This window comes from Paenibacillus chibensis (genome assembly GCF_004001045.1).
GTDB classification, from domain to species: domain Bacteria; phylum Bacillota; class Bacilli; order Paenibacillales; family Paenibacillaceae; genus Paenibacillus_AQ; species Paenibacillus_AQ chibensis.
On sequence record NZ_BIMK01000007.1, the window covers coordinates 387,350 to 407,350 of the forward strand.

The 20,001-nt window shown below is 50.9% G+C and carries 18 protein-coding genes; 1 reads left to right on the forward strand and 17 read right to left on the reverse strand.

What is annotated here, in order from left to right; genetic code table 11:
- Window positions 1–103 precede the first annotated feature (103 nt).
- The gene (locus PCH05_RS08260) at window positions 104–469 is read right to left on the reverse strand and encodes a VOC family protein (RefSeq protein WP_127601883.1); all 366 of its coding nucleotides are present in this window, start codon (window positions 467–469) and stop codon (window positions 104–106) included.
- A 178-nt stretch (window positions 470–647) separates the two neighbouring features.
- On the reverse strand, window positions 648–2,063 hold the full coding sequence (locus PCH05_RS08265) for a polysaccharide deacetylase family protein (protein WP_127601884.1): 1,416 nt from the start codon (window positions 2,061–2,063) through the stop codon (window positions 648–650).
- 234 nt (window positions 2,064–2,297) lie between these two features.
- Between PCH05_RS08265 and ytvI the strand changes: the two genes are divergently transcribed.
- Window positions 2,298–3,464, forward strand: a complete 1,167-nt coding sequence (gene ytvI / locus PCH05_RS08270) for a sporulation integral membrane protein YtvI (protein WP_127601885.1) — start codon at window positions 2,298–2,300, stop codon at window positions 3,462–3,464.
- Here ytvI and PCH05_RS08275 read toward each other — a convergent pair.
- The 15 genes from PCH05_RS08275 to cymR all read right to left on the reverse strand — a co-directional run bounded on the left by PCH05_RS08275 (window position 3,433) and on the right by cymR (window position 19,801).
- Window positions 3,433–5,208, reverse strand: a complete 1,776-nt coding sequence (locus PCH05_RS08275; protein ID WP_174806238.1) for a peptidoglycan D,D-transpeptidase FtsI family protein — start codon at window positions 5,206–5,208, stop codon at window positions 3,433–3,435. The two genes, ytvI and PCH05_RS08275, sit on opposite strands and share 32 nt — an antisense overlap.
- A gap of 178 nt (window positions 5,209–5,386) precedes the next feature.
- A complete protein-coding gene (locus PCH05_RS08280) occupies window positions 5,387–7,564 on the reverse strand; it encodes a methyl-accepting chemotaxis protein (RefSeq protein WP_127601887.1) in 2,178 nt (725 codons plus the stop codon).
- A 239-nt stretch (window positions 7,565–7,803) separates the two neighbouring features.
- A complete protein-coding gene (locus PCH05_RS08285; protein WP_174806239.1) occupies window positions 7,804–9,108 on the reverse strand; it encodes a peptidase U32 family protein in 1,305 nt (434 codons plus the stop codon).
- Window positions 9,109–9,206: 98 nt separating this feature from the next.
- Window positions 9,207–10,139 carry a peptidase U32 family protein gene (locus PCH05_RS08290; protein ID WP_127601888.1) on the reverse strand — a complete coding sequence of 311 codons (933 nt, stop codon included), beginning with the start codon at window positions 10,137–10,139 and terminating at the stop codon, window positions 9,207–9,209.
- Window positions 10,140–10,151: 12 nt separating this feature from the next.
- A complete protein-coding gene (mltG, locus tag PCH05_RS08295) occupies window positions 10,152–11,198 on the reverse strand; it encodes an endolytic transglycosylase MltG (RefSeq protein WP_127601889.1) in 1,047 nt (348 codons plus the stop codon).
- A 104-nt stretch (window positions 11,199–11,302) separates the two neighbouring features.
- Window positions 11,303–11,614 (reverse strand): DUF1292 domain-containing protein, encoded by a 312-nt coding sequence (locus tag PCH05_RS08300; RefSeq protein ID WP_127601890.1) that lies wholly within the window; start codon window positions 11,612–11,614, stop codon window positions 11,303–11,305.
- Window positions 11,607–11,915 carry a DUF1292 domain-containing protein gene (locus PCH05_RS08305; RefSeq protein WP_127601891.1) on the reverse strand — a complete coding sequence of 103 codons (309 nt, stop codon included), beginning with the start codon at window positions 11,913–11,915 and terminating at the stop codon, window positions 11,607–11,609. Before PCH05_RS08305 ends, PCH05_RS08300 begins: the two co-directional genes overlap by 8 nt.
- Before the next feature lie 12 nt (window positions 11,916–11,927).
- Window positions 11,928–12,344 (reverse strand): Holliday junction resolvase RuvX, encoded by a 417-nt coding sequence (gene ruvX / locus PCH05_RS08310; RefSeq protein ID WP_127601892.1) that lies wholly within the window; start codon window positions 12,342–12,344, stop codon window positions 11,928–11,930.
- A gap of 9 nt (window positions 12,345–12,353) precedes the next feature.
- Window positions 12,354–12,614, reverse strand: coding sequence for an IreB family regulatory phosphoprotein (locus PCH05_RS08315; protein ID WP_127601893.1), 261 nt, complete (start codon window positions 12,612–12,614; stop codon window positions 12,354–12,356).
- A gap of 227 nt (window positions 12,615–12,841) precedes the next feature.
- A complete protein-coding gene (gene alaS, locus PCH05_RS08320; RefSeq protein ID WP_127601894.1) occupies window positions 12,842–15,463 on the reverse strand; it encodes an alanine--tRNA ligase in 2,622 nt (873 codons plus the stop codon).
- Between the two features lie 614 nt (window positions 15,464–16,077).
- Window positions 16,078–17,145: an AI-2E family transporter gene (locus PCH05_RS08325; RefSeq protein WP_127601895.1), complete on the reverse strand. Its 1,068-nt coding sequence runs from the start codon at window positions 17,143–17,145 to the stop codon at window positions 16,078–16,080.
- Window positions 17,146–17,330: 185 nt separating this feature from the next.
- Window positions 17,331–17,537: a YrzR-like zinc ribbon domain gene (locus tag PCH05_RS08330; RefSeq protein WP_127601948.1), complete on the reverse strand. Its 207-nt coding sequence runs from the start codon at window positions 17,535–17,537 to the stop codon at window positions 17,331–17,333.
- Between the two features lie 13 nt (window positions 17,538–17,550).
- Window positions 17,551–18,072, reverse strand: a complete 522-nt coding sequence (locus PCH05_RS08335; RefSeq protein WP_127601896.1) for a PRC-barrel domain-containing protein — start codon at window positions 18,070–18,072, stop codon at window positions 17,551–17,553.
- 142 nt (window positions 18,073–18,214) lie between these two features.
- Window positions 18,215–19,366 carry a cysteine desulfurase family protein gene (locus PCH05_RS08340; RefSeq protein WP_127601897.1) on the reverse strand — a complete coding sequence of 384 codons (1,152 nt, stop codon included), beginning with the start codon at window positions 19,364–19,366 and terminating at the stop codon, window positions 18,215–18,217.
- 15 nt (window positions 19,367–19,381) lie between these two features.
- Complete coding sequence (cymR, locus tag PCH05_RS08345; RefSeq protein ID WP_127601898.1) at window positions 19,382–19,801, reverse strand: cysteine metabolism transcriptional regulator CymR; 420 nt, start codon at window positions 19,799–19,801, stop codon at window positions 19,382–19,384.
- Window positions 19,802–20,001 lie beyond the last annotated feature (200 nt).

The following is a 20,001-nucleotide window of genomic DNA, read 5'->3' on the forward strand; positions in this document are numbered from 1 at the left end:
AATATCATAACCGTAATAAAAGGGCAGCACCTCCAGTCATTGAGACCGGGCGTGCTGCCCTTTCTTATATGATGCCCGCATATTTGTTGACACGCAGGCGGCGTTATTTCCCAACCAGAACAAACACGTTGCCGTCAGGAGCCTCCATGATCGCTACATGCCCCGACTCTGTCTCAAACGGCAGCCCGATCCATTCAATTTCTTCATGCTTGCTGAGCTCATTATAGGCTTCCTGTACATCGTCAACGAGAATTTCAATTTCCGTTGACTGATTCTGAGGATGGTTGCTGAGTACGAGCTCCGAGCTGTTAAGCTCAGGAAAAATCAATCCGACGAGCGTCCATACAAATCCGCTATCCAGCACACGTTCGATTCTCCAGTTTTCCTTCAGCCCCATCGAGGTGTAAAACGACAAAGATTTATCAATATCCTTCGTATGAATACATACACATTCCAGCTTTTTAAACATCGGATGATCCCCTCCTCACCATATCAGAACAAATGTTCCTACACCCATATAATAGAATATTCAGAAAGGGAATGCAAGCATTTTTTTCTATAAATTGGGTTACATCAGCAAAAAAGAATCCTGGCAGCTAATGATCTTAGCCAACAGGATTCTTGTGTAGTAAGCGGTATAAAATAATTTAAATTGCCGGAGTCGAGCTTTCCAGTCCTTGCGACGCAGCAGACAGGCTGAGTTCATTGGCTTCCGCCGTTTCAAGCGTATCTCTTCTGCTTCTCTTGGCCTCCAGATGGTGTCGATGCGATCCATTCTCGGCATAACGCTCGAAGAAATCGGCAATCGGCATCAGAAGCATTTTCGGAACGAGCAGCTGCGCGTGCTCCTTCAGGCGAGATTGGCCGGAAGGATGAATCACGCTAAGTAGGAATTTCAAATAAAGCCGTGTTGATCTGGAAAAAAGCCCGTCCTTCAATTCTACGATCTGAAAGCCGAACTGCTGCGGACCGCGATTAACCATGGTCACGCCGTACAGTGCTTTGCTTGTGCTGGCAGCCGGATCTTCCATCAGCTGATGGGCCAGCGTCGGAAGCTCTTTTTCCATCGAGCGGATCATCTGAATGGCCAGGTGGACCGATGAACGCGACCGGATTCCGAAGCGGAACAGCTTTTCATTATCGAAATGCAGCTCCACGACCTTGTCGCCCTTTTGCAGCTTCGTTCCATTCTCCAGCTCAATGGTGTCGCCGCTGTATTTCCGCAGTCGGTAATGCAGCAGCGGATCGAGCGGATTCACGGTTTTCAGCCGGAACAGCTTGTGAAAAATCGTCTCCCAGATCAGCCACAGCTTGACGACCGCAAGCTTGCTGTGCGAAAGCTTCTTCTCAGGAGCATTTTCCTTGGCCTTGATCATTTCGTCAATCCGAATGCTTTTCAGGCCGCGGCGCTCTGCCTCTTCAAGCACTCGCTCCAGGGCAATCAGCATCTGCTGCGGCGCATCGGGATTCGCGCCCGCGGTCGTGCCGCAGTCGTGAAGCAGCAGCACTTCTCCGGGCTGCAGCTTGTTCAGGATGCGCTCCGTTAAGCGATCAGCGCCGATTCGTTCTCTCCAGTCGCCGAACATCGCGGACCAGAGCACGATTTTAAATTTGCCGCCCCTTTTCTTCAAATCGAAAAGATTGACGATGCCCCATGGCGGCCGGTAATACGAAGTACGTTCACCGGTAATCGAGTGAATAATTTTGTCGGTCTTCATAATCTGCTTCGATACAGTCGCCGGCCGCATAAGCCAGTTGGACTTGTGTACATAATTATGAATACCGATCAAATGCCCCTCATCATGCATCCGTTTGACCAGCTCGGGATTTTGCTCGGCATGCGAGCCGACCACGAAGAAGGTCGCCTTGGCATTATACCGTTTCAGCAAATCCAGCAGCTGCGGCGTATACTGCGCATCAGGCCCGTCATCGAAAGTCAGCGCATATTCATGTTCGCCGCTGCCTCTCCGAAATACGCGGAACCCGAAAATGCGGGTGATAAGTCCGGGAATGAACGCATAAAAAGATGAGATATAAAACAACCAAAGCAGCAAAGTCTGCATGTCATCATCCCCACTTTTCTCTGTTTGACTTTGACTTGCCGAAAGGCAGGTTACTCTATAAAATGTACTAAGAGCGGAAAGCTGTGCCAATATAGGGAACCCGTCTCGTTTCTGCATAAAAAAACAGACGTTCAATGAAAAATATAAAGACGCTATCTTTTATTTTATCACAGCCTCCTGCAAAATAGGCATTTTTTTAAAATTTAAATACAAATACATAGGAGATGTTTAATCATGCTTCCGCTGTACAAAAAATATTGGAGGACGCTGTTCGACATCGGGATGATCGTGCTGACCGTGCTGCTCATCATGTACGTGTTCAGCAAGCTTTACCAGATCGCAGCCCCCGTGTTCTTATCCTTCCTCGTTTTTTTCATGATCGAGCCATTGGCCAAGTTCCTGAATCGTCGAGGTCTGCCCAAAACGCTGGCATCAGCCATTTCCGTCCTGCTGTTCGTGCTGATTATCCTAGGAATCCTGTTCGGTATCGGCCTGATCGTCGTCTCCCAGATCGCCCAGCTCCAAGATAATTTGCCCCAATACACACAAATGATCCAAACGGCATTTACCAAAACAACTGCATTTCTCCAGCATAAAATTGAATCGCTGCCTCCCAACATCACGGAGAAAATGAACGAGAACTTCAAAAATTTCACCGATTATGCTACCGGATGGGCCACCAGCTTTCTAAAGTATATGGTTTCCCTTTTCAGCTCGTTCTCAAATTTTATGGCTAATTTCGGCATCGCGATTATTCTCGCCTTCTTTCTCAGCACGGAGATCGGCGGATGGCGCAAAATCGTCAAGGACAAGTCTCCCAGAACTTTTAAAAATGCCTATGTCTTTATGAAGACCTATGTGCTGAAAGCCATCGGTTCATACATCAGAGCACAGTTCATCATGGTGCTGATTACCTTCGTTCTGATTTATGCAGGCTTGCTGATTTTGCGGACAGGCAACGAGCTGTCCCTTGCGCTTGTATGCGCCCTCTTCGATATTTTACCGCTGGTCGGCGTACCGGTTGTTCTGATTCCGTGGATCGTCTATCTGTTCATCGTGGGCAACATCAGCCTGGCCATCGGACTATGCGTGCTGCTTGTGGTCGTCCTTTTGACGCGCCAGCTGCTCGAGCCGAGAATTACCGGCAACTCCATTGGCATCTCCTCGGCTTTTCTCATGCTGTCGTTCATGATCATTTCGCTTTCCATTTTCGGCGTTGCCGGCCTCATTCTGTCGCCTGTACTGCTGATTCTCATTAAAGAGCTGCTGCAGCAGGGGTATTTGCAGAGCTGGATCCGGCTGCCGCAGGAAGAGTTTGACGTATCACCGTTTGATATGAGCACCGCTGGTACCGCCAAAGCTCCGGAAGCTACGACTCCTGAGAAGCGAGCAGATTCATAATTTGACCGAATAAGGCGGTAGCCTGATTGCTGCCTTCGGTCGGCATATTCTGGAACAGGACGGCTGCAGCGTATTTCGGCCGGTCGACGGGCCCGTACCCGATAAACCACTGATTATTGCGCTGCCGCCCCTGAACCAGCACCTGCGCGGTGCCCGATTTCCCCGCAAGCTTCCATCTGGAATGCAGCAGCGATTTCCCCGTTCCCTCCGTCACTACTTTTTCCATCCATTCGCGAATCAGCGATGTCGTCTTGGGCCGGATGCTACCCATGCTCGATGGCGACAAATGCGGCTTAAACTCTTTCATGAGCTGCCCGTTTGCGTACGTAACATTTTCCACGATGCGCGGTGCATGCACCCGTCCCCCATGCAGAAGCGTAACAACCATATTCGCCGCCTGCAGCGGCGTCACGCGCACATCCCTTTGGCCGATTCCGGATTGTGCCCTTGTCCCTCCGTCCAGCGCAGCGTCTGCGCTTACAAATAAGGCACCTGCTTCCTCATGATCAAATGGTCTCAGAAGGGGCAGACCCAACATATATTTGGCCTCCCATCCGACGGTGCGCAATAGCCCCAGCTTACGGGCTGTCTCCTCCAGCTGTTCACCGGTCAAACGCTCTGCCAGCTCCGCGAATACGACGTTGCAGGACTCGGCAAAGGCCCTCTCCAGCGATAAAGCCCCGTGTCCGCCTTGCTTCCAGCAGGATAATCCGTATTTGCCGTAGTGTCCTGAGCAGTAAAAGGATTCCCCGGGCGTCGTTACTCCCGCTTCGAGCGCTGCAGCGGCAACCACGGTTTTGAAAATGGAACCGGGTACGGCAGCCTGCAGCGCGCGGTTATTCCAGGCATGCTGCTCGGGGTGAACGTCAAGGGGATTGTAAAAAGGCCGGGATACCATCGAGAGGACATCAGCATTATTCGCATCAAGCAGTACGACGGCGCCTTCCTTCATTCCGGCCTTCTCGGTCAGCGCTTCGATTTTTTGTTGCAGGGAGAGATCGATGGTTGTACGCAGCCGAAGCGGATAATACGGGTTACTCGGGGATTTTAATTGGATGCCCGTTCCCGGGATTGCCCGGTTCGTCCCGTCCACGGAATAATATGCTGTGGTCGGGCCGATTCCACGGAGCAGCGATTCCATCGTCTTCTCCAATCCGGCGGCGCCTTCCTTAAACGCAAAACCGGTATGCGGCAGCTGCTTCTGATCCGGTGATTCCGTCAAAAATCCAAGCCACTGCATCCCGCTCGGCTTGTTTGCATACCGCTGCGTGTAGGGAAGAACCTCGATGCCGCTGAAATTCAGGTCGGATATGCGGGCAGCTTGGCTCGGATGCAGGGCCGCAGGCGTATTAGAAGAAGTTCCGCGCCAAAGAATCGGTACGCTGAGCTTGTCCCATTGTTGCCGAAGCTTGTCCGTATTCGTTCCCAATGCGCCTGCAATCAAATCCAGACGGCCATCCTCATTGGACAGGGCCTTCTTGTTAATGGGAAACAACACCGCCGCAGACACCGTATCTCCGGTAATCGGTTTGCCTTTGCGGTCCAGAATATTCCCCCTGCCCGAATCCAATACCACGCCGCGCTCACGCTGCAGAACCGACATTTCCTGCAGGGTATACACGCTGTCCGGTAATTTGTTCACGCGAAATATAAGCTGTACATATGCCAGCCTCAAGGTGATGATGACCAATATTCCCGTCAATAGAACCAATACATAGAAAATCCGCTGCTTCTGCTTCAACATGCGATAACACCGCTTCCCTGTTTCGACGTTTTTTTCCATTATGTCCTATTCGCACGGCTTCCAATCGGACCCGGATCCATATGGCCTGAACAAGAAAGAGACTGTCCCTGAAAAGCCCGACGCTTCTCAAGGGACAGCCTCTTGGCTGACGTTATAGGTTCATTCAAACTTCATTGAATTAAATCGTGAAACGAGACAGCGTCTCCTTCAGCTCATTCGATACGTTTTCCAGCTTGTTCGACAGCTGTACCAGCTGATTGCCGATGCTTTGCTGCTCGTTGCTTAGCGAAGCAACCTCTTCGGAAGTAGCGGAAGACTCTTCGGCAACCGCGCTCACATTGCTCATGGCGTCAGATAAAACTTCCTGCGAATGATTCAGCGTTTCGATCGATTGCGTTACGGATCCCAAACGCTGCGTGAAGTCATTCATCTGATCCTGCACCGAAATGAAAATCTCATTCGTCTCCTTCACGGAATCCATTTGCTGCTGGAACAGCGGATTCGCTTCTTGCAGAGCCTCGACGGTTTCGTTCATCTCGCTCATGATTTTTTCCGTAATCTGTCCGACCAGGTCAATGGACTGTCTGGACTGGTCTGCGAGCTGGCGAATTTCGTCGGCAACGACCATGAAGCCTTTGCCGGCGGCGCCTGCACGAGCGGCTTCTATCGTCGCATTGAGCGACAGGATATTGGTCTGCTTCGTAATGTTTTGCAGCACATCAAGCACCTTGTTGACAGAAGAGGTCGTTTGTTTCAAGTTGTCGACCTTATGCATCAGTGACCGGGTCATATCCTCGGTTTGATGCGTTTTTTCCATCAGGCTGCTGAGATGATTGGTTCCCTGCTCGCTGGACTGCTCCACATGATGCGCGGCGCTGCTCATTTCCTCGTTAGCCGAAATGACGATCTGCATTTGGCGCGAAATATGGTCCGTCAGCTCATTTCCGCGTTCCGCTTCCGTAGCCAGGCTGCTGGCTCCGTTGGCGATTTCCTCCGTGGCAATGGCAATTTCCCTGGCGGACAGCGCCGTTTTCTTCGAAGCATCCGTTAATTCGCTTGCTGTTTCAAGCACGGCTTGGGCTGTCGTGTTCGTCTGCTGGACGAGCATCGTAATCTGATCCATCATCAGATTGAAGCTTCGGCCGAGTTCGCCGATCTCGTCCGAGGATTTATGATGGATCCGGACCTTCAAATTCCCCTTGGAGCCCTCGATCATCAGATCTTTAAGATGGCTTACGGGTCTGGCGATCATGTGAATCATCCACCATCCGATCAGAATGGCAATGATGATGACGACAACCACAAATCCGAGCGTCAGCAGCAGGATACCCTGCGCATCTTTAACGAGCAGCTCGGTCGGGATCGTGCCGACCAGCTTCCAGCCATTTGTACCGAGTGTATTGTAAACTGCCAAAATACTGCGGTGAGCACTATCATCCGTATAAAGACTTCTGGACTCATCCTTCTCATCTTTCATGAACGTAAAATTGGTAGCCTTGCCGGCTTCATCTTCTTTACTGGAGCCGACCACCAGATTATCGGCCGTAATCAGCTGCAATTCGCTGCCTTCACCCAGATTGATCGCCTTCAATTGATCTTCGATCAATGCCGTTTTAAGCTCAATCACGATCACATAAGATTGACCGCCGCGCGTCAGGCTCTGCAATGGCCGAACGAGCTTGAAATTATCGGCCTCATCCTTCCCTTTTTCCGAACCGACCCAGAACGATTTGCTCTGTCCTTGTGCCTTCTTGAACCAGGCCTGGTCCCGAATGCTGCTTGTATCGGTGCCTGCGCTGCCGGCCATAATCACAGACTGTTCTGCCTTCGGAGGAACAAGATAAATCGCTTTGATCGTGCTGTTACTGTTGATTTGATTGCTCAGCTTTTTACTGATTTTGTCGTTCAGCACGAAGCTGTCGTATGCGCTCATCTGCGATGAGGACATGTCGTCAATCAGCGATTGCGTCTCTGGATCAAAGAAAATCTGCAGCGAAATATCCTCATACTGCTTCAGAATAATATCAAGCTTCTGGGACGTCTGTATAATAGTCTGCTTGTTCGCTGACGAAGCGTTACTTTTGATCGTACTTTTGGCCTTGCTATAAGACGTCAGGCCCAAAATCAATACAAAGGATACAATCGCAGTAAAAAAGATCAAAAACAGCTTCACCCCGACCGACTTCGCGGGATTCATCCTTTGCAACCGGGAGGCTGCCGAGCTCATGCTGAGCTTTGTTTTATTCGAAGCAGTTTCCCCCGAAACTGCCCCAGCCCCGCGCTGGCCTTTCTCCTTTTGCTTCCCCCAACGCTTTTTCTTGCCTTCTTCAAGTTTTTTGTCCTGTACCTCTCCCATGTCCTCACCCACCGCAATAAATTCTTTTCTAACCTGATATGTAAGCAACCCACTACTTTATTCTTCGACATTTTCCACCATTATCCTTTGGGTTTTCGTAAAATTCTTTATAACTATTTTCCTAAAAAGGATGGGGCTGGCGTCCCGCATGCATCATTCTTTCGGTTCCAAGCAAAAAAAAGCCGCTACACTATACGTGTCTAGCGGCTTAGGCCTATCATCCTGATTCAAAAACTCGATTAATGTTTTCTGCGCATCATGTCGAAATACGCGACAGGAAAATCCACTTTCATGCGAATCCGCTGCAACGGATGGCGAGCCGCTTCAAGCGGAAGTCCATCCTCATCCCACATTTCCTGTACGGTTTGTTTAAAGAAGGTGCCGTTTGGACCAAAAAATTCGATCTCTTGGCCTTTGGCGAAAAAGTTGCGCTGCTGAATGACCGCTGTCTGATCCGTTTCGTCATATTCCAGCACCAGTCCGGCAAAATCATAAGGAGCTTCCTTGTCTTTCGGCTCGTAAATGTGATCCTCGTGATCCGGGATATCGTAGAAAAAACCGGTATTCAGCGGACGGTTTGCCGCTTTGTTCAGTTCTTCCAGCCACTCTGGGCGCAGGACATAATGCTCCGGATCTTCAAAATAGGCATCGATCGCCTGCCGGTAAACGTTGACGACCGTAGCCACGTAGTGAATGGACTTCATCCGCCCTTCGATTTTGAAGCTGTCAATGCCAACCTCGATCAAATCCGGGATATGCTCCAGCATGCATAAATCCTTCGAGCCCATGGTAAAGGCGGGGTCTTCCTCCTCAAATAGGGGGAACCGCGCCATGGCATTACCCGTCGACGACTCCTCAGGCTCGGAATCCTGCCCTCCGGCATCTTCAAACAGATCGTACTTCCAGCGGCAGGACTGGCAGCAGCCTCCGCGGTTGGAATCACGGTCGGTAAAATGGTTGGATAGCACGCAGCGTCCGGAAATCGAAGAACACATGGCGCCATGGATAAACGCTTCAATCTCGATTTCCACCTGATTCTTGATTTCCGCGATTTCCTCCAGGCTGGCTTCCCTGCCCAGCACGACGCGAGGGAGCCCCTCTTCCTTCCAAAATTTCACCGCCTGCCAGTTAAGCGTGGACTGCTGCGTGCTGAGATGGACCTCCAGCCCCGGCACGGCCCGCTGCGCCACTTCGATGATCGCCGGGTCAGCGGCGATAATTGCCGCTATTCCTGCGTCATAAAGATGGCGCAAATACTCCTCAATGCCTTCAATATCCTCGTTATGTACGTAAATATTGGTGGCAACGAATACTTTGGCGCCGTATTTCGCGGCGAATTCCACTCCTTCGCGCATTTCCTCGAATGAAAAATTGTCCGCATTCGACCGCAGCCCGTACTTTTGTCCGCCGATATATACGGCATCCGCACCATAATGCACGGCAAATTTCAGCTTCTCCAGATTTCCGGCGGGTGCCAGCAGCTCCGGCTTCGAAAGTCGGACTCTTTTCCCCCGGTATGACGGTTTGAAGAGCAATTCCTCCACGTTATTGACACCTCCCTGTAATCACCTAGATAGATTGAACGAAAGATAGAGCAGCTGCTTCTCCTGATCAAGCATGAGAGGGCAGTCAGATACGGCGTTTAGTAGACTTGTTCTTTGTAAAAAAATCCAAAGGTGAGCTCCCGCTGCGGATCCTGAAGCTCGCGGATTCGATCAAGCCATTCCTCACGGAATTGATACCCTGCCGGATTCATCACGTAAGCGTCTATCGCGGTTCGGTAAGCTTGAACGACTGCGGCATTATAGCCCAGCGGTTTCATGAACCCTTCGATTTTGAGGCTGTCGATACCCGCCTGAAGCAAGAGGTGCAGATCCTCCAGGATGCAGATATCATCCGAGCTCATAATATGCGTCCCATGGGTATCTTCGAATATCGGAAACTTTTCCTGAGCCCGGTCGGCTTCCACGAGAAACAGCCCTCGCTCCTTGTCCAGGCTGCCACCGAGTACCGGCCGGCCTTGATGCATCATGTAGCTCTGGACAAGCTTCCGTTTGGAATGGTAGATATTCGTCATCCCGTGCACCTGAATCTGCGCCTCGATCTCCAGATTACGCTTCAAATCGAGAATTTCGTCCATGTTCAGCTCTTTGGCCGCGGCAACGCGCACGGCTCCCTTACGCCCCCAGTAGTTGGCGGTCGCGTAATTCGTTGACATCATTTCCGCGTTCCAATGCAATCTTATGGAAGGGGCGTAGGTTTTCACGGCAGCCAGAACGGACGGGTCGCTGTATTCCACCGCGTATACGCCCGCGTCCTTCAAGAATAAAATGTAGTCCGTCAGCAGCCTCAGCATATCGTTGGTCATCACGTTGGTCATGCTTACAATCACTTTGGCATGGCGGGCTTGTCCCATTCGCACCGCTTCGCGGATCTCCGCTTCCGTTAATGCGCCCGGCATCCGCAGCCCATATATGGCATCTCCGATCAGCAGCTCGCTCGCTCCCGCATCGATGTATGCGGAACATTCCTGCAGCGAGCCGGCTGTTACCATGAGCTCATGTTGTTTCGTCATACCGCACCTCTTTTATTTCGTCGTGCTGTTACTCTTCTTTATGTTCTTTAAATGCTCCTGATACGTCTTTGCAAACAGATGCTCATGCGAACCGTCCTTCTTGGTAACGTAATACAAATAATCGGAAGCTTTAGGGCTCAAAGCCGCTTCGATGGACGCTAGGCTTGGACTGCAAATCGGCCCTGGAGGAAGTCCGTCATGCAAATAGGTATTATACGGACTCTCTACCTTGAGATCTTTGTAGAGCAGCCGCTCTTTCGGTTCAGGCAGAGCGTATTGTACCGTTGCATCGATTTCCAGCTTCATTTTTTTATCCAGACGGTTATAAATGACCCCGGCCACCAACGGTCGCTCCTCATCCACCACAACCTCGCGTTCAACCAGGGATGCGATGGTCAAAAGCTCGTGCAGTGTCATGCCCCGGTCTTTCAGCTTCTGCTGCAAATCAGGAATATTGTCAATCTTACTTTGAAATTGCTCCATCATTCTATGAAAAATATCACTGTCTTTTGTTCCCTTTTTAAATTCATAGGTATCCGGGAACAAATATCCCTCCGATGCATGCTTCAGTTTGGCGCCTGCAGGAATCTCCTGAAAGGCTGCGACCGCTTCGCTCCCCGGATGATCCGCCAGCTTTATAAATTCTTCCGCTGCCGTTCCCGTCGCTTCGCTGACCTTTTTGGCGATCTGTTCAACGGTATACCCTTCCGGAATCGTAATCCGGGTCATCGCTTCTTTAACCACTTCGCCGCTGTTCAGCTTGGCAATCAACTCGTCGAATGTGATGCCGGGCTTCGCTTCATAGACGCCGGCTTGAAACCGGGAGCCTTCATGCTTCCACTTTAAGTAACCTTTAAATACCGCTTCATTTTTAATCAGGCCGTTTTGATGCAGCACCTGGGCAATTTTCGAGGTACCCATACCAGATTCAACCGTGAATTTGACCGCTTGTTCCGAGGCTTTCACGGGCTGCAGGCCGTTCCATACATAATAGGCTCCGCCTCCTGCACCAAGCAGAAGAATAACCAGAATGACCAATACAACTTTGCCAGCTTTCAAGAAAAATCCAACCCTTCACAACCAAAAAGGACGGTCTGCACCGCCCTCTTAGGTTTATTCATTTTGAAATTTTGTCTGCTCTTAGGAAGCTGTTCAATCACTGCTTAATCCGTACTGTCGTCCGGGAACGTCATTTCGTCGTACAGCTCGCTGATGTTTTCCCATTCGTCATCGTCATCGATGGTCGCCAGTTCCAGATTCCCGTCCGCCGTCTTCACGACTTTCAGAATATTGTATTCGCCTTCGCCGTCCTCGGGGCTTTGCAGCACCGCATAGGTTTGGCCGTCTACTTCGAATTCGGCTGCAAGATCATAGACTTCTGTGGAACCGTCTTCATCCTCCAGCTCTACAGTCGGGCCGAAAGCTTCCTTCAGTACGGAAGTCCATACAGCCTGTTCTGCAGAAAAATCACTCATGTTCATTACCTCCGTCAAGTTCAGCAACCAGGGTGTTAAACGTTTCTTCCACGATCTGCCACTCTTCATCATCCTCGATCATGTAGAGCTTCAGGTCGTCTCCATCCTCTTCGTAACGGAAGGCATAGACTTCGTCGGAATCATCATCGCTGGCTTCCAGCGGAACCACCATCATATACTTGGAGTCCGATCCGTCCACCTCGAACTTCATGATGACTTCGAATTCTTCCTCGTTGCCTTCGTCATCTGGAATATATATAACTTCCGGTTCTTCCTCAAAATAGTTACGCTCATTGGCCATCTGTGATCACCCTCACCCTTTAGTCTTTGAGTCCAAATAATTTTGCAAAATCAAGCTTGCAGCCATTTTATCCACAACTTGCTTTCGCTTCTTACGGCTGACGTCAGCCTCAATCAGCGTCCGCTCGGCAGACACGGTTGTCAGCCGCTCATCCCACAGGTGGACGGGTAATTTCAGCATTTCCTTAAGCTTGTCAGCGAAATCGATACAGATTTCACCACGGGGACCGATGCTGCCATTCATGTTCTTGGGGAGTCCGACGACGATCTCTTCCACCTCGTTCTCGCGAACAAGGTCCGCGATGCGCTGCATCTCGGAACCGTCACGTCTGCGTTCCACCACTTCAAGCCCCTGGGCAGTCCAACCGAATAAATCACTGACGGCAACTCCAATTTTGCGGTCGCCGTAGTCCAATCCCAAGATTCTCATAAAGCTCTCCTATCGGTGATTGGCTAAGTAGAACCGGACCAGCTCTTCGATCAACTCATCACGCTCTTTTTTTCTAACCAGGCTTCTGGCGTTATTATGACGCGGAATGTAGGCCGGATCTCCGGAGAGGAGGTAGCCGACAATCTGGTTGATCGGATTATATTCCTTTTCAACCAAAGCATCATACACCGTAAGAAGGATATCCTTGGAAGAGGCCTCCTTCTCATCGCCCTTAACATTAAACTTCATCGTCTTATCCATGGAGTCCATTTGTGACACCTCGCTTCTTCAAAAGCATCGCTAAGGATACTTTGACGAATTGATTCTTTAGGCTTCATATCTTCTTCTAATATAACATACTCATCCCGTTGTAAGGAAACTCCAAGAACAAATAAAACGAAATTTATTCGAATTTATATGCCAAGACCGGTCTATTTATAATGAAGGATTCTGCAAATCCGCTCTCGCCTCATCGCAAAATCCTCCACCAATATTCTTTAAGCCTGCGCTACGAGCTCTTCTGCCAGCTTCAGCGCCTCATCCAGCTTGCTTGCGTCCTTGGCACCGGCTTGCGCCATGTCCGGACGGCCGCCTCCGCCTCCGCCGCATACTGTAGCGATTTCTTTAACCAGTTTGCCGGCATGCAGACCCGATTTGATCATCTCCTGCGGCACCGATACGACGAAGTTGACTTTATCTTCGATCGCTGCCCCCAGAACCAATACTGCCGCAGGAAGCTTGTTCTTCAGCTCATCCGCAAGGGAGCGAAGTCCATCCATGCTGCCGACGCTGACGCGGGCTGCAAGCAGCTCTTTGCCGCCTACCGTTTTCACCTGATCCGTCAGCTGGCCGGCTTCGATGAGGCTCAGCTTGCTTTGCAGCGATTCGTTCTCGCGTCCGAGTTCCTTCATTTGGGCATGAACCGATTCAATGCGTTTCGGCACATCGTTCACATTGGATTTGAGCAGCTCGGCAGACTGCTTAAGCAGATCCAGCTGGCCTTCAATGAATTGGTAAGCCGAGCGTCCGGTAACGGCCTCGATCCGGCGTACCCCTGAGCCAATGCCGCTTTCGCTCACCAGCTTGAAGATGCCGATCTCCGACGTGTTGCGGACATGGCAGCCGCCGCAAAGCTCCAGGCTGTAGTCGCCAACCTGAACGACGCGCACGATGTCGCCGTATTTCTCGCCGAAGAGCGCCATGGCTCCCATCGACTTGGCTTCGTCAATTGGTTTGAATTCGATATTGACGTTGATGCCGTTCCAGATCTGTTCGTTAACGCGGCGCTCGATATCAGCCAGCTCTTCCGGCGTAATGCTGCCGAAATGGGAGAAGTCAAAGCGCAGCCGCTGCGGCTCAACCAACGAACCCGCTTGGTTGACATGCTCGCCAAGCACCTGTTTCAGAGCTTTGTGGAGCAGGTGCGTCGCCGTATGGTTTTTGACGATATCACGGCGCTTAGCCTCGTCGACTTCCGCTTTCACGGTTTCACCGACTTTCAGTTCACCGGCTTCAACTGTAACAACATGCACATGTTGTCCATGCGGTGCTTTATACAAGGCCTCCACCTTCGCCGTAACGCTGCCGCCGCGAAGAAGTCCCTGGTCGCTGACCTGACCGCCGCTTTCGGCGTAGAAAGGCGTCGCATCCAGAATCACCTGGCAGGACTGGCCTTCTCCGGCGGTGTCCACCATGGCATCATCCACGATGATTGCCAATATTTTCGACTCCGTTACGGTGTCATTATATCCAACAAATTCGCTTTTAACCGTGTAGTCGGAAAGCACGCCGCCCTGCACCTTCATGCCGCCGTTGTCCTGGCGTGCCGCACGGGCGCGGTCCCGCTGTTCCTGCATGGATGCGTCGAAGCCATCCTTGTCGACGGTCAGCCCATGCTCCATGGCATAGTCCTCGGTCAGATCCAGCGGGAAGCCGTACGTATCGTACAGTTTAAACGCATCGGGACCGCCGATCATTTTGCTGTTGCTTTCCAGCGCCTTCTTGCTGATCTCCTCCAGAATGGCCAGGCCTTCGGACAAGGTCTCATGAAACCGTTCTTCCTCGGTACGAATAACCTTTTCGATGAATTCGCGTTTCTCAACAACTTCAGGGTAGTAGACGCCCATAATATCTCCGACCGTTTCGGTCAGCGTGTAAAGGAATGGACGATCCAGACCCAGCACCTTGCCGTAGCGAACGGCACGGCGGAGCAAGCGGCGGATGACGTAACCGCGTCCTTCATTGGAAGGAAGCACGCCGTCGGCTACCGAAAAGGCTACCGTGCGGATATGGTCGGCGATCACCTTAAGCGCAATGTCTTTTTCCAGGCTTTCGTGGTACTTCACATTGGCCAGCTTGGCTGTTTGCTGAATGATCGGCTGGAACAGATCCGTATCGAAGTTCGAATCCACATTTTGCAGAATGGAAGCAAAACGCTCCAGGCCTGCGCCTGTATCGATGTTTTTGTTCGGAAGCGGCGTATAAGAGCCGTCTTTGTTATGGTTGAACTGCGAGAATACAAGGTTCCACACTTCAAGGAAGCGTTCATTTTCCCCGCCCGGGAACATTTCAGGATCGGACAGATCGCCATAAGCGTCGCCGCGGTCATAGAAGATTTCCGTGCAAGGTCCGCATGGGCCTTCGCCGATATCCCAGAAGTTGTCCTCCAGCTTCACGATGCGCTCCGCCGGCAGGCCGATTTTTTCATTCCAAAGTTTGAAGGCTTCTTCATCCTCTGGATATACCGTTACGGACAAGCGTTCCGGATCAAATCCGATCCACTCTTTGCTCGTCAGAAACTCCCATGCCCAAGTGATGGCTTCTTCCTTGAAGTAGTCGCCGATCGAAAAGTTGCCAAGCATTTCGAAAAATGTTTGGTGCCGACGGGTTTTGCCGACGTTCTCGATGTCATTGGTACGAATGCATTTCTGCGAGTTGGTCAGACGCGGATTCTCCGGAACGACGCGGCCGTCGAAATACGGCTTGAGCGGCGCCATACCGGCATTGATCCACAGCAGAGACGGATCATTGTGCGGAACGAGCGGTGCGCTTGGTTCGATTTTGTGTCCTTTGCTTGCGAAAAATTCCAGCCATTTGGAACGGATTTCACTTGCTTTCATCTTTAACAGCCTCCAGCTTTCAAATTAATCACAACCAGGTCCATTCAAAGCCATACTTAGTTAGTATCGGGACCACTCCGGTTACGGATCGTTCTTCCGATCGCTGTTGTCTCCAAATTTTCTTTAACTGGTTCATAAAAGGTTGAAATTCGGACAAAGGCGAACGCTTCGCTTCTTCAGAACGATTCCGTCCCCTGCGTTACAATCGTCATTTTTCGTAACTTCATGCTTTGAATTCCTGATTGCCAAAACAACATAAAAACGCCCCTGAATAAATTCAGGGACGATCATATCGCGGTACCACCCTGGTTATCGCTCTTTGGCTCCGCAGCACTTGCGCAATGTAGCATCTGCCGCATCTTCCCAAAAAGCAATCTCCTCGTATCAGCCTGTAACGGGGCCAGCCGGCGGTTTTTGCCCGCACTCCGAAATCAGCTTTCCGGCAAGCGGCCCGCATGCGGATTCTTACAGCCAGCGCGCGTGATGCGCGAAGGAATCCGTTCTCTGCCCAAGGAGCTCATTTCTGCCGTACTTTATTTCGTCGCCGTTTTGTCCATTTTGTTCATATAGAATTAAGTATATCGGGGGCATCGGGGATTGTCAATGAGGCGGTGTCAGACCGTTTTCCGCTTTACGTAATAGGTGAACAAATGCTGCAGGAGCACCTTGAGCACCGCAAAAAACGGAACCGCCAAAATCAGGCCGACGATGCCTGCCAGCTCCCCGCCGACAAGGAGGGCGAATATGATGACGATCGGATGCAGGTGAAGCTTTTTGCCGACAACCTGCGGCGAGATGACATTGCTTTCGAGCAGCTGACAGATCCAATTGACGACGATGACGAGCAGCACCATTTTCCAGGAGATTGTGGATGCCATTACGACGGCAGGCGCGGCACCCAAAAAGGGTCCCAGATACGGGACGATATTAAAAAGCGCGACGATACTCGCCATCAACAGCGCGTACGGCATGCCAATCAGCATATATCCAATATAGGCTAATACGCCGATAATCAAACAGACCAAGAATTGCCCGCGGACGTAATTACCGAGTGCAAGATCGATTTCCTTCAAGAGACTGACTGTCGCTTTGCGCCGGGAACGGGGCAAATACGAGACAATCGCCCGCTCAAAAACGTTGAAGTCCTTCAGGATATAGAAAATCAGAAACGGAATGATAAACAGGTTCAACACGACGTTGATCGTCGTCCCGATATTGTCGATAAAGTCCGAGATGCCTTTGGCAAGCCTGTCTTCCCACTGCATAAACCACTGGTCCACGCCAGCCATCACCCCGTCAGGAAGGATTTTCTGATCCAGCCTTGTCATCAGGCTTTGGGCATGCATGGTCATTTCAGGCATATGCTCGTTCAGCTCTTCCATTTGTTCCACCAGCATCGGAATCAGATTGATGAGGATGACAGCCAGACACGTCAAAAAGACCGCATAGATCAGCAGTACGGCAATCCCTCTCGGCACCTTCCGGTCAGCCAGCATGCAGACGACGGGATTCAGCACATACGATATGATCATGGCAACGATGAACGGGGCCAGAATCGCTTTGAAAAAATGATATATGTTCATGAACATAGGCCGAAGCATCCAGATGAAATATAAGGCGATAAGGCCGAGAATGACCCAAATCAAGAGGCGGAACCATTTGTTTGCGGCGAGCTTCTCCACGCGTCTTCCTCCTTTCGGACTTGCTGTACACGTTATTATATGTACGAAAGGAAAAAATTAACCTTCATCCGTTTGCGAAAAAACGCCCCGGAAGCAAAAAGAAACCCATCACTAACGTGCGCATGGAAGCGAGCGCTAGTGATGGGTTTCTTTTTTAGCACGCAAGTATGTTCATAAGTTCACGATCAATTCGATGCATGAATCTGCGGAAAATCCTGCGGGAGTTCCTCAAAAAACAGATCATCCAGCGAGCTGAGCGTTCCGTCTTCCTCGACCTGGTACACGGACATTTTCTCTCCGTTGACCGTGAGTTCAATAAAGCAGCCCCAGCAATAAAACTGGTGCGATCCGATCTTACCGATATCTTTGGAATTGCAGTTAGGGCATCTCATATTCATTTATCACCTATCCGTTAACAGAATGAATGGTTTTCTCCAAACGCTCCTCGCTCATTGGAGGAACCATAATCGCATTTTTACCGATGGACATGTCCTGTGTAAGCGGCAGCCACTTGCGGCCCTCCATCAAATCCGACACGAAGCCATCGCTGATTTCCAAGCCTAGTATTGTATTTCCCATTTCCTGGTCAAAATAAACATCCGTCACTTTACCGAGAAGAATTCCGTCCTCCGTCAATACGTTCAGATCCTTCAATTTATTTTTCCCCAAAAGATAGGTATATTGTATGTCGTCGGCCCCCGTCTTTCGAACAGCCTGTTGATTACGAATCATCACAGCGTCCTCGCCGTATGCCACGATATCCTCCCAGGCTACGGACTTGGCCGAACTGGAAAAGAATCCTTTGCCTTCAAGCTCCAGAGCTTGAATTTCCCAGTCCCCGCTGATCAAAACATCGCTGACTTTTCCGATCTCCTTGCCTTCCTCTACGTCAAATACGGCAAGTCCGATCAATTCTTGGAACTTCATGGCCAGGATCCCACCTATCCTCATTGAAATTGAAACAAAGGAAGCCCGCACAATGCGGGACGGATGCCGCGCCCGGCATCGATCCTTTCATTTCCGGATGGTATGGAACACTCATCCCTCCTTGTCCATACATAGAGAATCCCTAACTTCTATTACGTAAACGACGCAGAATGGTTGCAATTTTTTGGGCGGTGTATTCCATATCTTCAGTAGTATTACCCAAACCAAAGCTAAAACGAATCGCAGAGTGCAAAACATTTTGTGGAAGTTTCATAGCCTGGAGTACATGGGAAACTTCAAGAGAACCGGAGGTGCATGCCGAGCCGCTGGCTGCTGCGATGCCTTCCATATCCAGATTCATCAGGAGCGTCTCCGTGTCTGTGTCCGGGAAGCTGATATTCAGAATGTGGGGTAAAAATTCAGAGGGATGTCCGTTGATGATAAACGAGTCTTGTCCAAGTTCCTGATCCAGCAGGCGGATGAGCGTATGCCGGAGCAGAAGGTCATGATTTCTGCGTTCCTCCAAATGGGCAGCCGCCAATGCGACAGCCTTGCCGAAGCCGGCGATACCGGCCATATTTTCCGTGCCCGCGCGGCGTTTCTTCTCTTGAAGCCCCCCGTGCAGTCTGGGCGCCAGATGAACGCCCCGCCGTACATACAGGGCTCCAACTCCTTGAGGGCCATTGATTTTATGGGCGGAAAAGCTCATAAGATCAACCGGCAGATCATGACAGGAGATCGGAATGGCTCCCAAAGCCTGAACCGCATCGACATGAAAAAGAATGCCGCGGCTTCTTGCCAGCTCGCCGATTTCTGTAATGGGCTGAATGGTGCCCACCTCATTATTGGCATACATGATGCTGATCAGCACCGTCTCCGGGGTCATAGCGTTCTCCACATCCCGGGTCCGGACCCGTCCCGTGGAATCCACTGGCAGATAGGTGACGCGGTAACCCAGCTTTTCAAGCTCCTCGCAGGCATGCAATACGGCATGATGCTCGATGGATGAGGTGATGATATGCTTGCCGGAGCCTTCCATGGCGGACAAGACGCCAAACAAAGCAAGATTATCGCTTTCCGTCCCGCCGGCGGTAAATACCAGCTCATCGGGATAACAGGAAAGCGACTTTGCGATTTGATCACGCGCGCCGCTCACCGTACGCTTGGCGGAACGTCCGAACGTATGGACGCTTGATGCATTGCCGAACTGACCGGTCATCACTTTCATCATTTCTTCGGCTACTTCCGGGTGTACGGGTGTGGATGCCGCATGATCCAAATAAATGGAATTCATTTCTGCATCTCCTTTTTAAATGTAGAACATATAGTTGTCAACAGCGTCCTGTTCCTGGTAAGAGATCAAATCATACAGCGTCGTCGAATCCAGGACATTGGCAATGCCGTCGCGAATCCGAAGCCACAGGTTGCGCTTGGCCGGATCGTCTTCTTCGGTAAAATCAACCGGCGAAATCGGACCCTCCAGCACGCGAATCACGTCTCCTGCCGTAATCTCGGCCGCTTCACGGGAAAGGATGTAACCGCCGTAAGCTCCGCGGATGCTTTTCACGAGTCCCGCGTTCCGCAGCGGCGCGATCAGCTGCTCCAGATAATGCTCGGACAGCTGGTTTTTCTCGGCGATGCTTTTCAGTGAGATGGGGCCTTCGCCGTATTTTGCAGCAAGCTCCATCATTATAGTCAGGCCATAACGCCCTTTTGTTGATATCTTCAAAGGTGGCACCTCTTTCAAAAATTCATGAGATCATGGATTGATTCATCAGACCGGAAGGACAGGATCCCCGTGTCCTCTGGCATTACTGCGTATTCCGATCATAACCCTTTGCTTATGTTAACATATCCTGCAGCCTTTGGGTATGAAAAACGTCTATTATAGTACATCCTGGGAAGACAAACCGCTCTGTTCGGAATTTC